The 14,811-nt window shown below is 59.0% G+C and carries 11 protein-coding genes; 6 read left to right on the top strand and 5 right to left on the bottom strand.

What is annotated here, in order from left to right; all coding sequences use genetic code 11:
- Positions 1 to 25 precede the first annotated feature (25 nt).
- The 5 genes from HYX42_RS19940 to HYX42_RS19920 all read right to left on the bottom strand — a co-directional run bounded on the left by HYX42_RS19940 (position 26) and on the right by HYX42_RS19920 (position 8,065).
- Entirely contained in the window at positions 26 to 3,193 is a 3,168-nt protein-coding gene (locus HYX42_RS19940) for an efflux RND transporter permease subunit (protein WP_293406416.1), read from the bottom strand.
- Positions 3,190 to 4,824, bottom strand: coding sequence for an efflux RND transporter periplasmic adaptor subunit (locus HYX42_RS19935; protein ID WP_293406414.1), 1,635 nt, complete (start codon positions 4,822 to 4,824; stop codon positions 3,190 to 3,192). The genes HYX42_RS19940 and HYX42_RS19935 overlap by 4 nt, the downstream gene beginning before the upstream one ends.
- Positions 4,821 to 6,107 (bottom strand): TolC family protein, encoded by a 1,287-nt coding sequence (locus HYX42_RS19930; protein WP_293406413.1) that lies wholly within the window; start codon positions 6,105 to 6,107, stop codon positions 4,821 to 4,823. Before HYX42_RS19930 ends, HYX42_RS19935 begins: the two co-directional genes overlap by 4 nt.
- A gap of 74 nt (positions 6,108 to 6,181) precedes the next feature.
- Positions 6,182 to 6,580, bottom strand: coding sequence for a hypothetical protein (locus HYX42_RS19925; protein WP_293406411.1), 399 nt, complete (start codon positions 6,578 to 6,580; stop codon positions 6,182 to 6,184).
- A gap of 165 nt (positions 6,581 to 6,745) precedes the next feature.
- A complete protein-coding gene (locus HYX42_RS19920) occupies positions 6,746 to 8,065 on the bottom strand; it encodes an MFS transporter (RefSeq protein WP_293406409.1) in 1,320 nt (439 codons plus the stop codon).
- Positions 8,066 to 8,124: 59 nt separating this feature from the next.
- Between HYX42_RS19920 and HYX42_RS19915 the strand changes: the two genes are divergently transcribed.
- From HYX42_RS19915 to HYX42_RS19890, 6 genes are all read left to right on the top strand, one after another.
- A complete protein-coding gene (locus tag HYX42_RS19915; protein ID WP_366931170.1) occupies positions 8,125 to 8,418 on the top strand; it encodes a metal-sensing transcriptional repressor in 294 nt (97 codons plus the stop codon).
- Positions 8,419 to 8,445: 27 nt separating this feature from the next.
- A complete protein-coding gene (locus tag HYX42_RS19910; RefSeq protein ID WP_293406405.1) occupies positions 8,446 to 8,811 on the top strand; it encodes a hypothetical protein in 366 nt (121 codons plus the stop codon).
- 144 nt (positions 8,812 to 8,955) lie between these two features.
- On the top strand, positions 8,956 to 10,122 hold the full coding sequence (locus tag HYX42_RS19905) for an efflux RND transporter periplasmic adaptor subunit (protein ID WP_293406403.1): 1,167 nt from the start codon (positions 8,956 to 8,958) through the stop codon (positions 10,120 to 10,122).
- The gene (locus tag HYX42_RS19900; protein ID WP_293406402.1) at positions 10,122 to 13,214 is read left to right on the top strand and encodes a CusA/CzcA family heavy metal efflux RND transporter; all 3,093 of its coding nucleotides are present in this window, start codon (positions 10,122 to 10,124) and stop codon (positions 13,212 to 13,214) included. Before HYX42_RS19905 ends, HYX42_RS19900 begins: the two co-directional genes overlap by 1 nt.
- Positions 13,207 to 13,509 (top strand): DUF3240 family protein, encoded by a 303-nt coding sequence (locus tag HYX42_RS19895; protein WP_293406400.1) that lies wholly within the window; start codon positions 13,207 to 13,209, stop codon positions 13,507 to 13,509. The genes HYX42_RS19900 and HYX42_RS19895 overlap by 8 nt, the downstream gene beginning before the upstream one ends.
- On the top strand, positions 13,470 to 14,744 hold the full coding sequence (locus HYX42_RS19890) for a TolC family protein (protein WP_293406398.1): 1,275 nt from the start codon (positions 13,470 to 13,472) through the stop codon (positions 14,742 to 14,744). The genes HYX42_RS19895 and HYX42_RS19890 overlap by 40 nt, the downstream gene beginning before the upstream one ends.
- Positions 14,745 to 14,811: the final 67 nt, after the last annotated feature.

Genomic DNA, 14,811 nt, shown 5'->3' with positions numbered 1-14,811 from the left:
TTGATAAAACTGTCTGGAGAATAGTTCAAGCGGAGCGGGTTGGTTTGCCCGAAAACTGTCTGCCAGCCCGACGTTCACGCGCCCGCCGCATCAGCAGATACACAGCGGGAATAACGAACATGGACAACAAGGGTGCCGTGATCATGCCGCCAACCATGGGCGCCGCGATGCGCTGCATGACTTCCGAGCCGGTGCCTGTGCCCCACATGATCGGGAGCAGGCCCGCCAAAATGACGGCGACCGTCATGGCTTTTGGGCGTACGCGCAAAACTGCTCCCTCTCGAATAGCTTCCAGCAGATCATCCGTCGTCGTCTTTCCTTGTTCAAGCTTGTCATTCCAGGCTGTCTTTAGATACAACAGCATGATCACTCCAAATTCGGCGGAAACGCCCGCCAATGCGATGAAGCCCACCGCACCGGCAACCGACAGGTTGTAGCTCAGCAAGTAAAGAAGCCAGATACCCCCGACCAAGGCAAACGGAAGTGTTGCCATGATCAGAACAGCCTCGTCAAAGCGTTTGAAGGTTAGGTACAGCAGCACAAAGATGATGAGCAGCGTGAACGGCAACACCACCTTGAGCTTGGCAGTTGCCCGTTCAAGAAACTCGAACTGCCCCGACCAAGAGATCGAATAGCCCGGCGGCAGCTTGACCTTGCCGGCGACGGCCGTTTGCATGTCCTGCACGGCGGAGCGCAGGTCGCGACCCCGGATATCCACATAGACCCAGCCTGAAAGCCGGGCGTTCTCGCTGCGCAGCATGGGCGGCCCATCGGTAATGCGCAACTCAGCCACATCCGACAGCACCAGCCGCTGGCCACGCTCTGTCACAAAAGGCAGGCTTCGCAATTTTTCTATCGAGTCGCGCAGTTCCCTGGGGTAGCGCATGTTGATGGGAAAGCGCTGCAAGCCTTCGACGGTTTCGCCGATGTTTTCGCCACCGATGGCAGAACTGACAACAGACTGCACATCGGCGATGTTCAGGCCAAAGCTGGCGGCCGCATCGCGCTTGATGTTGATGTCGACATAACGGCCACCGGTCAGCCGTTCGGCCAGTGCACTGGAGACACCGGGCACGTCTTTCAGTGCGCGCTCGATCTCCCCGGTCAGGCGGTCAATGGTCGCCAGTTCTGTCCCGGCCACCTTCACGCCGACCGGACTTTTGATACCCGTGGCCAGCATGTCGATGCGGTTGCGGATGGGTGGCACCCAGATATTGGACAGCCCGGGCACCTTGACGATGCGGTCGAGTTCATCGACCAGTTTGTCCTGCGTCATGCCTGCCCGCCACTGGTCTTTGGGCTTGAACTGGATGGTTGTTTCAAACATCTCCATGGGCGCAGGGTCTGTGGCTGTTTCAGCCCGCCCGGCCTTGCCATAGACGCTGGCGACTTCCGGAACCGTCTTGATCAGGCGGTCGGTCTGTTGCAGCAGTTCACTCGCCTTACCGGTAGAAAGGCCCGGCAGCGCGGAGGGCATGTAGAGCAGGTCGCCTTCATCCAGACGCGGCATGAACTCGCCACCAATGTGCTGCAACGGCCAGACGCTGACAACCAGGACGACCGCGGCAATCACCAGTGTGATTTTCGGAGCACGCAACACCATGTCCAGCAGAGGGCGGTAGGCCGCAATCAGCAGGCGGTTCAGCGGGTTGGATTTTTCATCAGGAATCCGCCCGCGTATCAGGTAACCCATCAGCACCGGGATCAGCGTGACCGACAGGCCCGCGGCTGCCGCCATGGCATAGGTCTTGGTAAATGCCAGCGGTGCAAACAGACGGCCTTCCTGCGCCTCCAGCGTGAACACCGGTATGAACGAGAGCGTGATGATGAGCAGCGAGAAAAAAAGTGCAGGCCCCACTTCAGCCGCAGCGTCACCTATCACCCGCCAGCGTGCCTCGCCCTGCAGCGTTTCGCCCGGGTTCTCATGGCTCCAGTGCTCGAGGTGTTTGTGGGCGTTCTCGATCATCACCACCGCGGCGTCCACCATGGCGCCAATGGCAATGGCGATACCGCCCAGCGACATGATGTTGGCGTTGACACCCTGGTAATGCATGACGATGAAGGCGGCAAGAATGCCCAGCGGCAGCGAAATGATGGCGACAAAGGCCGAGCGCAAATGGAACAGGAAGATGAAGCACACCACGGCGACCACCAGAAATTCTTCGAGCAGCTTGTGCGTGAGGTTTTCCACCGAACGCTCGATCAGCCCGGAGCGGTCGTAGGTCGGCACGATCTCCACGCCCCTGGGCAGGCTGGCCTGCAAGGTCTGGATTTTGGCCTTGACGGCGGCGATGGTTTCAAGCGCGTTTTTACCGGACCGCATGATGATCACGCCGCCGACGGCTTCGCCCTCGCCATCAAGCTCACCAATGCCGCGGCGCATTTCTGGCCCGATCTGGATGCGCGCCACATCGCCCAGGCGCACCGAAACACCGCCGGGTGTTGTCATCAAAGGCACCGCACGAAAGTCTTCCAGGCTCTGCAGGTAACCTGAAGCGCGAACCACATATTCGGCCTCTCCCAGTTCCAGCACCGAGCCGCCAGCCTCCTGGTTGGCTTTCTGGATGGCTTCGACCACGCGCGTATGCGGAATGGCATAGGCGGCGAGCTTTTCAGGGTCGAGCACGATCTGGTACTGCCGGACCATGCCGCCTATTGACGCCACCTCGGCCACATTGGGGACGGTTTTGAGTTCGTACTTCAAAAACCAGTCCTGTAGCGCACGCAGTTGTCCTGCGTCTTGTGTGCCACTGCGGTCAATCAACGAATACTGGTAGATCCAGCCGACACCTGTGGCATCGGGGCCAAGTGAGGCTTTGGCCGCAGCAGGCAACCGCGACTGCACCTGGTTGAGGTATTCAAGCACTCGGGAGCGCGCCCAGTACAGGTCGGTGCCATCTTCAAACAGCACGTACACAAACGAGTCGCCAAAGAAGGAATAGCCGCGTACCGTTTTTGCGCCTGGCACCGACAGCATGGTGGTAGTCAGGGGATAGGTCACCTGGTTCTCAACAATGCGTGGCGCCTGTCCAGGATAAGTCGTGCGGATGATGACCTGCACATCTGACAGGTCCGGCAGCGCATCGAGCGGTGTGCGCATGACCGAATACACGCCCCATGCCCCCACCATCAAGGTCGCCAGCAGCACCAGAAAGCGGTTGACGATAGACCAGCGAATCAGGCGGGCGATCACTTTTTGGCTCCTGCGACGGGTGGCGCTGCACTCGCCGGAGAGACCCGTGTCAGTTGGGGCAAGCCCTCTGCATCCATGTAAAACTCAAAACTCACCTGGTCGCCGGGCTCCAGATTGCGGGGCAAGTCCTTTGGCGGAAGTGTTTTGAAGTCCATGGTCATCGGACCCCACTTCAGGGTGGGGATGGCTCCATGCGACAAGGTGATCGCATCTTTGTTGATGGCAACGATTTTGGCCTTGCCTTCATGTCGGGGCGACGTGTTCGCAGCGGCGGGGTTTGGCAATTCGTTGAGCCTGCTTTCCACCCCTTTCAGACTGGCTTCGGAGTCAATCAGGAATTGCGAAGACACAACGACATGCTGGCCCACCTGCAGGCCGCGTTTGACCTCAGTCTGCCCACCGCTTTCAATACCGGCTTCAATGTCTGTGGGTCTGAAGCGTCCGTTCTCCTCGGCCAGCATGACCACTGTGCGTTTGCCCGTCTGGATGACCGCTTCAGTGGGAATAAGCAAGACCTTGTCGGCGCGCATGTCCATGAACTGCATAGACACAAACATGCCAGGCACCAGGCGTGAGCCGGGGTTGGCCAATTCCAGTCTGGCTTTCAGTGTGCGGGTAGTCGGGTTGACCTCAGGCAGGATGGCCTGAACTTTGCCGTCAAACGTCGTACCGGGCGCCGCAGGGCTGCGCGCCTGCACTTTCGCACCAGGGCGCACCAGTGCCGCCTGGCTTTCGGGCACCTCGGCATTGGCCCATACGGTAGACAGGCCGTTGATACGAAACAATGTTGCTCCAGGCATGACTGTCATGCCGTCACGAGCAAGCAGCTCTACCACCACGCCGCCAATAGGCGCAGTTAAAGTGATTCGGGCTTGCGTACGGCCGCTGGTTTCCACACGACTGATTTGATCTTCGCTCATGCCCGCCAGCCGCATGCGTTGCCGAGCGCCGTCTATCAGCGAGGCTACGTCGCTACCCTGCATGCGTTTGATAGCCAGAAATTCCTCCTGTGCAGCGACCCAGTCGGGCACATAAAGGTCTACCAAGGGCTGTCCTTTGGAAACACGGTCCAGGGTGGCTCGGACATGCAGGCGCTCGACGTAACCAGTCGCTCGGGCCTGCACGATGGCTTGGTCACGTTCATTGAAGGCGATGCTGCCGACGGCAGACACATTGGGCGACAAAGTACCTTCAGTGACCAACACGGTGCGAACCCCCAGATTCTGCTGAATGCGCGGGCTAATGACTACATTGCCCTGGTCCGATGCACCCTGTCCATACACAGGGACCAGCATCATGTCCATGAAGGGGGACTTTGCAGGCTTGTCGAACTTGCTGGCCGGCACCATGGGGTCGTGGTAGTAAAGGATTTTGCTGCCAGTCACAGGGTCCATGTCGCCTGCTTTCAGACCTGCAGCAATGTGCCTTCGGGTGGCGTCCTCTCCTTCAGCAACATTTTGAGGAACAGCCGCAGTGGCTTCGGTTGCAGCGGGACTGGTCCCGGCGTTGGCCTGGGTACTGGCTGCCGGTGCAGTGCTGCCGCGCTTTATGCCTAGCTCATACAAGCCGTAGCCAGCACCGCCCATCAGGACCGCCGCAAGCAACGGAGCAATCAAATATTTCTTGTTCATGGTCGATCCTTGGCTGGGGTTGCAGGTTGTGAGTTGCCTACGAGGAAGTTCAGTTGGGCCCACGAGCGGGCCGTCTCCATTTCCAGTACGAGGGCTTGCAGCCGGACATCGATCTCATCGCGTCGGGCTAACAGCCCAGCGGCCAGATCAGCCTTTCCCGTGCGATAAGCCGTCAAGGTCGCTTCCGTACGTTGATGGGCGAGGGGAATCAATTCATCCCGATATCGGAGCAATCGCTCTTTGCCTGTTTGCCAGTCACTCAGCCAGCTCTGGACCTGTGCTTCATAGCTGCGCAGCGCATCCTCATAGCGCGCTTTTGCTTCATTCACCGTGGCCAGCTTTGCGCTGAGTTCACGGTCTTGCCGGTTCGCCTGATCCCACTGGAGGGGAATGGATATCCCAAAAGACAGCATGTTGGAATACGCCGGACCACGTTGCGCATAGCTGGCTTCAACGCTTATGTCGGATTTCTTGTTGGCTTGCGCGAGTCGGGCTTCCGTCTCTGCCGCGTCCACTTCCGCGCCAATCGCCATTAATTCAGGATGAAGCTTGAGCTGCTCGTTTGAGAGAGCGCCCTCGAGCGGCGTTGCCTGCCAGGGTGGCGAACCCGAAGTAGGACGTTCAGCGTTGGTGGCACCGACCCAGCGGCCCAGCATCAGGCCTGCATTGCGTGACTGTCGGTCAATTTGGCTGAGACGGTCTTGTAGCATGCTGACAGCAGCACGTGCCGCGAAAACGTCAGCCTGGCTGCCCCGGTTACTGCGAAACGCACTGTCGGCGGCCTGCACCTGCAAGCGCGCTTCTTCAACTTGTTGCTGCAGCAAGTTGCGTTGCGCTTGGGCGTAGTGTCTGTCCAGCCAGGCGAGGGCAGTGTCGCGCTGCACATTGGCCAGCGTCACCCGTCGCTGGGCGCGGATGCGGTCCCCATCACGCTCCACCCGCTCAGTCCGAAGCTGGCGTTTCTCGGCGCGGGGGATTTCCTGCGACAGACCGATACGCCGCATGGTCATGAAGTCGCGTGTGACGCTAAATCGGTCTGGCCCGTTAGCCGGTAGGTTGTCGACCCCAAGCTTTAGGACCGGATCTGGCAATTGACCGGCGGCGAGCGCCTGTTCGCGCACGGCGACCGCGCCTGCATCCTGCGCCGCCAACTGCTGTGACCTATTTACAGCTAAAAGTTGCGCCTCAAGAAGCGTCAAGGGCTCGGCGCTCCACGCCGAGAAAACCATGCTCGCGACTAACGCGCTGGCCGCGCACCGCCAGATTCGAAATGAAAAAGACATAAAACCTCCAGAACACAAACACAAGCTGCCAATGCAGTGACATGCATCAGGCAGAAGCTAAAGTGATTTGAAGGTCAGAGGCGGAAGCAGCAGTTCCGGATGGCTAACGGCGGTGCCGTCGTTCGTTGAAGGTGAGGCGGCTGGAGCGGCGCCTGCGCAAAAAGATGGGGGATGACCTGCACAGTCAGGTCGGGTGGCAATGTGTCTATGGCCGGGGGAATTGGCGTCTGATATTTGTCAGCGGATTGCTGCCCGGCTTGGCAATGGGCGTGGCAAAGGTTGGGTTGCGTATCGTCCATGCTCATGTCCATGGACTCAGCGCAGGGCATGCCAGTTTTTGTCATGGCCGCGATCTCAGCGGCCTTTGTGCCAGTGCCCGGACAGGCATACCCGGCGATTGCCAGCTGCATGAAAAGCAGGCTGGTCAGCGCGATAAGCACTGTAATCAGACGGCTATGGCGATTTCGGGACATGGGCTGAGTTTACGGGAACTACGGCGTTACGTCTTGTCGCCTATCGGAGGCAAGGCGACGCGTTTTATTGGCCTTTGCTTAACTCCTGAGGGCATCTTATGAGGGAATAGGTATTGAAAATGCAGCGCTGCTAAGTCGGGGTTACAAATCTACATTTAAACGCAGTCAGCTTGGCCAATGCCGATGTTCATCGTCAATCACAAACGCATGCGTATGCTTGACCCCTGATGCGCTGAGGACTTTGCCGGCGACGTGAGGATGCTTTGTATCAAGGTCTTTATGGACATGCGCCAGCTCAACAGGGTCTTCAGCTGGCCACAAACGAGCCGACAAAATCACTGCCACGCTGGCAACCACTCCCAACGTGATGAAACTGGTTGTCAGGCCAAACTTGGCACCCAGCCATCCTGCGAGGGGATAGGTTATGAGCCAGCAGGCATGCGACAGCGCGAACTGTGCGGCAAAAAGCGCCGGACGATCTCCTTCGCTCGAAGACCTTCTCAATAAACGTCCAGATGGTGTCTGGGCCAGCGAGTATCCCAAACCGAGAACGAACCAGAGAGGCAGCAGCCACGCATACCGTGATGCCAGGAGGAAACCAGTTAGCAGCCCGACCGCGATCACGCCTGCACCGCACAGCATGGCGGGTCGCTCGGGCACGCGGTCCAGTAGTTTGGGGAGCAGCAAGGCTACCAGCATGGAGCCTGACCCAAAGCAGGCCAGGGCTACGGCTGTTGCGGTTTGTGTCATGCCGAAACCGGATTGAACCAGTACTACCGTATTGACAATGACCATCGCACTACCCGAAGCAATGGCAAGGTTGAGCGCCAACAAGCCTCGAAGGCGAGGCGTGGCCAGGTAAATGCGCAGGCCACGAGTCGTCCTTTCATAGATGCTGCGTTTTGGCGGCATTTTCGGGCTTGGCAAGACCGCAGACACTACGAACGCAGCTGAAGCAATAAAACCGAACACCGTCCCCATGAACAAGCTGTGATAGCTGATCACGGTGAGCAGCAAGGCTGCTAACGCAGGGCTGGCTAGGCTTTCCAGGTCGTAGGCCAGCCGCGACATAGACAGCGCTTTGGTGTAGGACTCTTCGTCCGGCAGCACATCTGGAATCGTTGCCTGAAATGTCGGCGTGAATGCCGCAGATGCGGATTGCAGAACGAATATCAGGACATAGACCTGCCATATCTGGGTGACGAACGGCAGCATCAGGGCTACTCCCGCGCGAACAATGTCCAGCGATACCAGCACGGCGCGCCTCGGCAAACGTTCCGCGAAAGCCGAAGCGATGGGCGCGATGCCAATATAGGCAAGCATCTTGATGGCAAGGGCTGTACCGAGAACCGCGCCTGCGTTGGCACCGGCGAGATCAAATGCAAGAAGGCCAAGTGCAACGGTGGCCAGGCCGGTCCCTATCAGGGCAATAACCTGTGCAAAAAACAGGTGCCGGTAAGTTCTATTCGCCAATATCTGGAGCATGTCTGTGATTCCTGTGCGGGTATTCGTTGACTGTAGGCCATCCTGGGGGGTAGGATACGATTGTGAGCCACAAACATCTGCCCAAACACGTTCACACTGCTCATCCGGATGTCATCAAACGGCTGAAGCGTGCCACGGGACATCTGCAAAACGTGATTGCCATGATCGAAGCCGAGCGGAGCTGCGTTGATATCGCCCAGCAGTTGCATGCTGTGGAGAAAGCCGTGAGCGCTGCTAAAAAGCTGGTGATCCATGACCACCTTGATCACTGCATGGAAGGCATCGCAGGGAATGGCGCAGCAGGCATGCAAGCCTCAATTGCACAATTCAAAGACATTTCCAAGTATCTCTAGATGCACCGCGCGCCAAGGTTCATCGCGATGTTCATGGCACTGGTCTTCTTGATGACCAGCGCGGGCGGCTTCGGGTTTCATCCGAAAGAATTCGCCCACGACCTTGACCACCATGGCAACACGCCGCCTTTGGCTTTTGATCATGCGCATCCTGAAGTCTTTACCGCAAACCAGAATGATCTAACGCATGCTGATGCATCGGATTCCTCAGAGGAACTTGAACATCAACTGCTGCATGCCGTAGGAACTATCCATCTGGTCACCGCCAGTGCGGCAAACTTCTCCTGGGACTTTGCAACGGACGTCCTGACAGCGCTGTCCAGCAACCGCCGCCTTCTCCTGGCGGTGCCTGAGTCACCGTTCCGTCCGCCCCGAAGCTCAGCTTTCGCGTGAAGCCAGCCACCGAACGCGGTGGCTGCGCTCATCTTCTTCGCATTCCGCATTCCGCATTCGGGTAGCGGAGCGTATCTGTATTTGTCGGCCGGTTTGACGGCCTGACCACATCCGAACTTTCGGTCATCTCCCTTGAGGTTAGCGATGAACTTGATTCCTGCCCCTTTCCACACGCACGCCCGGGCCTGCACGCTCGCTGCCGTTCTTGTCCTCACTTTGGCGCCGATACAAGCCGTCCATGCGGCAAACGGTCCGATCCGGTTTACCGTCGCAGCCAGTCAACTGCAGCTCCTTGGCATCGAAACGCTTGCGCTGCGCGCGCAGGGCGAGCCCGTACGTGTCAGCTACCCTGCGCAGACAGTCTTGCCACCCAGCGCGGAGCAGGTGATCAGCTCGCCGGTCGCGGGTTTGGTTGTGCAGTTGCTTGCGCAACCCAACCAGGCGGTCCGCCCAGGGGCACCCTTAATCCGGATTGCCAGTGCGGAGTTGGGGCAAATGCAACTGCAACTGCTGCAAGCCAATTCACGAGCAACCCTGGCCACGCAGACCGCGCAACGGGAGCGGTCGCTATTCAGCGAAGGGCTGATTTCGCAGCGGCGGGTGCAAGAAGCGCAAGCTGGATTGCAGGAAGCCGAAGCGGCACTCAGACAAGCCAAATCTGCTCTCCGATTGGGTGGCATGTCCGCTGGTGCGATCGACAAGGTCGCAGCATCCGGCAACCCCCAGGATAGTCTGGTCTTGGTCGCTGCACAGGCCGGCGTGGTCACCGAGATCAGTGCGCGTACAGGCCAGAGGGTGGACTCCGCCTCACCTTTGATGCGGCTGGCACAAACCGATACCTTGTGGCTCGAAGTTCAGGTACCTGCAACTGAAGCCAGCGCATGGCCACCAGGGACCAAATTAAAAGTGAAAGGGCGGGACATCGCCGCCAGCGTTGTTGGAAGTAGCGCTCTCGTTGCGACCGGTAGTCAGATGCTCGCGGTGCGCGCGCTGGTAGATGGCAATTCAGGCCTGCGCCCTGGAGAGCTGGTGTCCGTGGAAACCTCAATGGGCAACGCTGCGACCGGTTGGGATCTGCCCCTGTCCGCACTTGCCCGCGATGGTGCCGAGGCTTACATCTTCGTGCGCACCGCAGAGGGGTTTGAAGCGCGTCCCGTCAAGGTACTTGCCAGCGCTGGCCAGCGCGTGCGCGTCCAGGCCGATGCCAAGGCTGGCGAACAGGTGGCCATCAGCGGGGTCGTCGCCTTGAAAGGCGCGTGGCTCGACGCTAGGGAAGCCAAGGATGCGAAAGACAGCAAGGGGAGCAAGTGATGCTCTCCCGACTGGTTCAATTTTCTCTCTCCCAGCGGCTCTTGATATTGCTGGCCAGTCTCGTATTGGCAGGCGCCGGGATATACGCTTACCGCGGGTTGCCGATTGATGCCTTCCCGGATGTCTCCAGCACGCAGGTCAAGATCATCATGAAGGCACCGGGCATGACGCCCGAGGAAGTCGAAAGCCGCATCGCCGTGCCCATCGAAGTTGAGATGCTGGGTATCCCCAAAACCCGGATACTGCGCTCCGTGACAAAGTACGGTTTGGTGGACATCACTCTGGACTTTGAGGATGGCACAGATATCTACTGGGCGCGCCAGCAGGTCAGCGAGCGCCTGGCTGGGCTGGCTGAGAACCTGCCAGCGGGCATCTCTGGAGGTATGGCCCCTATCACGACACCGCTCGGTGAGATGTATATGTTTACGGTTGAGGCAGATGGACTGTCGCTGGCCGAAAGGCGCAGTCTCCTGGACTGGGTGATACGGCCTGCGTTGCGAACCGTGGCGGGCGTAGCCGACGTCAATGCCCTTGGCGGCGAGGTTCGGGCATACGAAGTCATTCCCAACTTGGCGGCCATGGCCAGTGGCGGGGTCACCATGACTCAGCTCAAACAGGCCATCGAGACCAACAACCGCAATGATGGCGCGGGGCGGCTTGCCGAGGGCGACGAGGTCCTGCTCGTTCGCAGCGAGGGCAGCATTACAAGCCTGGAAGACTTGCGCGCCGTGGTGGTCAGCATCAAAGACGGCTCACCTTTGCGCGTTGGCAATCTTGCTGAAGTGCGCATAGGCACCGTCACGCGCTACGGCGTCGTGACCCAGAGCGGGCGCGGCGAGGCAGTTGAAGGGCTGGTGCTCGGGCTGGCAGGCTCGAACGCTCAAAAGGTGGTCGAGGGTGTGCGCAAAAAACTTGATGAGCTCAAGCCCACCCTTCCACCGGGCGTCGAAATCAAGACTTTTTATGATCGCGCATCACTTGTCACCAAGGCAGTTAGCGCAGTTTCCTATGCACTGGTAGAAGCCACCATACTGGTCGTCGTGCTGCTCGGCCTGTTTCTGGGCAACGTTCGTGCGGCGTTGACTGTCGCGCTCGTGCTGCCTTTCGCAGCACTGGGCACATTTATCCTCATGCGGGCCTTCGGTCTGTCGGCCAACTTGATGAGCCTGGGAGGCCTGGCCATTGCAATCGGCATGCTGGTGGATGCTGCGGTGGTGGTCGTTGAAAACATCGTGCAGCGATTGGCCAGTGATCCAGCAGGACAACGCCTGCCGAGGCTGAATGTGATTTATCGCGCAGTCCGTGAAGTGGCCGTTCCGGTCACGGCCGGCATCCTGATCATCATTACCGTATTCCTTCCCCTGCTAACCCTGCAGGATCTGGAAGGCAAGTATTTTGTGCCCGTGGCCTTGACCATTGTTTTTGCACTGGCGTCGTCGCTCCTGCTTTCACTGACTGTCATACCGGTGCTGGCCTCCTACCTGCTTCGGGAGGTCAAACATGGGGAACCCTGGCTGCCGCGCAAGCTGCTGGCCCTGTACGAACCGGCGCTGGCCTGGGCGTTGAATCGGCAGCATGTGGTTGCTGTTGCTGCTGGCGTTTTGCTCCTGCTTGCCGGACTGATTTACACCCAGGTGGGCAAGACCTTTCTGCCCACCATGGACGAGGATGACCTCATCGTCGGAATCGAAAAGCTGCCGTCGATCAGCTTGGAGCAAAGCGCCGCGCTGGATCTCAAAATTCATAAGGCATTGATGCAAGCCATTCCTGAAGTCCAGGGAGTGGTTGCGCGTGCGGGTTCCGATGAAATCGGCCTGGATCCGATGGGACTGAACCAGACCGATACCTATTTGCTTCTGAAGCCTCAGGGCGAGTGGCGAATGAAAAGCAAGGAAGCGCTGATGAACGAGGTCCGCAAGGTGCTGGACCCGATGCCTGGCATCAAATACAGCTTTACCCAACCCATCGAAATGCGAGTGTCGGAAATGATCATCGGCGTGCGGGGCGATGTCGCGGTCAAGATTTTCGGCCCTGACCTCGGCAAACTCAATGCCTACGCAGCCCAGGTCGAGACGCTGTTGAAAACCGTTAGAGGCAATCAGGATGTCTATACCGTGCAAAACGACGGTGTGCAGTACCTCAGAGTGGCGGTAGACCGATTGCAGGCTGGCAGACTGGGCTTGAGCGTCGAAGAAGTACAGGACGCACTACGTACGCAGATAGAGGGCCGCATCGCCGGAACTGTTATTGAGGGCAATCGCCGTACACCCATCATGCTGCGCGGAGCCGAAAGCATGCGGGTATCGCCCGCCGACTTCGGGGCGATGCGCATCACCACGAAGGATGGCAACACCGTGCCACTCGCAAGCGTGGCTACGCTTGAACGCGCAAGCGGTCCGGTCAAGATAGACCGAGAGATGGGTAGCCGCTACAGCGTCGTGATCGCCAATGTGGAGGGACGCGACCTTGTCGGGTTTGTCGAGGACGCTAGATCCCTGGTGACCCAGAAAATGCCGATGGACACGGGATACCGAATCAGTTGGGGCGGCCAGTTTGAAAACCAGCAGCGTGCGGCAGCCCGCCTCGGCATCGTGGTGCCGATTGCCCTTGGACTGATCTTCGCCTTGCTTTTTTCGACCTTCCGGTCGGTCCGCCAAGCCTTGCTGATCCTGAGCATCATTCCCTTTGCGCTGGTTGGCGGCATTTTCGCGCTCTGGGTCACGGGCGAATACCTGTCAGTGCCGGCTTCCGTTGGTTTCATCGCCTTGCTGGGCATCACCGTACTTAACGGCGTGGTGCTGGTGAGCTACTTCAACCAGCTTCAGCTTTCAGGGATGGCCTTGGCCGACGTGGTAGTGCAGGGAGCCCACCGCAGACTGCGTCCCGTGCTCATGACGGCTTCCATCACCGCTTTCGGCCTGATTCCGTTGCTTTTTGCCAGCGGCCCCGGTTCTGAAATTCAGCGGCCTCTTGCCATTGTGGTCATAGGCGGTCTGATCACGGCCACGGCTTTGACGCTTTTGCTCCTTCCCATCCTCTATCTGCGCTTTGGTCTGCCACGTCCAAAGTTTTCAAAGGTCGCTCATGTCTGACATTCTGATTACCCTGTTAAGTCCTCGTGCGCTGGAAGAACGTGTCCTAAATGCACTGCTCCAGACCGACGGCATCGCCTTCCTTTCCAGCACACCGACTGCTTTGCACGGCTTGCCAGGAGACACATTGACACAGTCCGAACAGGTGCTGGGACATGCGAAAGCGACTGAGATTCGGTTGGTGACCGACGACTCCCGGATTTCAGCGTTGCTCCATGGACTTCAAGAAGACTTCGCCGGCCATGGTTTGCATTTTTGGACAACCCCGGTGCTGGGTTCAGGGGAATTCAAATGAAAGTCCGTTTTCTAATTTTCAGTTTGATGATGGCTACTCCAGCTGTTCACGCCCTTGAGAATACCGCCGCGCCTGGTCTTCTAGCCACGGCACTGGCCAGGCCATTGCTTGATCAGGATCCCGGCGTGGCAGCTGCGCGCGCAGGGCTGGATGTGGCGCGCCAGGAAGCAGGAATTTTGGACCAGTCACCCTATGAGTGGACAGCCAAGGCATTGACCCAGCGCAGAACGGTTGCTGCGGGGGGGCGTTACGGTGAATGGAACGTCGGTATCGAGCGCGGGGTGCGTTTGCCTGCAAAAGGCGCGGCGGACCGGCGGCTCGGCGAAGCCACGGTGGGCGAGGCGCGCGCCCGCTATGGCGAATCGGTGCATGACGCAGCACGCGGATTGATGACATTGTGGCTGGATTGGCTGGCAGCAGAACAGGCTCAAGTACTGGCACAGGCTAGTCTTACGGGTGTTCAGGAAAATCTTGCGGCTGTTGACAAACGCCTCAGAGCCGGCGATGCCTCAAAACTTGATACCAACCTTGCCCGGGCTGAACTCGCCGAACAACGCCGTCTGGCCAACGATGCCAAAACACAGGCTTCTGCGGCGTGGGCGCGTCTGTCCGCGCGATTTCCCGGGCTGGTCAGAGATCGGGTTCCCTTGCCGCTACCCCTCGCGCTGGATCAAAACGATGACTTCTGGCGCCAACGCATCCTGTCAGAAAGTGAGGAACTGAAGATTGTTGCGGCTCAAGTAGCCAAAGCCGAGGCGCAGGCTGAGCGTGAAAGGGCCAGCCGCATCCCAGACCCGACCCTAGGCGTTTACACGGCTTCCGAGGTTGGCGGCCGCGAGAGAATTTCCGGTATCACCATCAGCATTCCCTTGCCGGGTGGTCTTCGCGCGGCGCGTAGCGCCAAAGCGGTTGCAGCGCAGGAAGTGGCCGCCCATGCACAGGAACTCAAACGCCGGCAACTGGACACCGAGATTGCTGGCGAGTTGGCGACCGCCCGGGGCGCGTACGAAAGCATGCAGATTGCCGCCGAGGGTGCGAAGGGTATGCAGGAAAATGCCAACCTGACTCAGCGCGCGTACTCTTTGGGCGAGGGCGACTTGCAGTCACTGCTGCTGGCGCGCAGGCAGGCAAGCGCCGCAGCCAATAGTGCCTTGCAGGCTCAACTGGTTGCGCTCAAAGCCTGGTACGGCTTGCTGGTCGATGCGCACTTGGTATGGGATCTTGAGCGGGATTAGTTTCTCGGTGGGCGCTGCTTAACTCAACGACTCCAAGTGACCAGCGCGATCCATCCAGTTCATGCTG

Source organism: Polaromonas sp. (genome assembly GCF_016185115.1).
Taxonomy (GTDB): Bacteria; Pseudomonadota; Gammaproteobacteria; order Burkholderiales; family Burkholderiaceae_C; genus Polaromonas.
The sequence above is the reverse complement of the archived record's forward strand: the minus strand, read 5'-3'. Positions and strand labels throughout refer to the sequence as shown.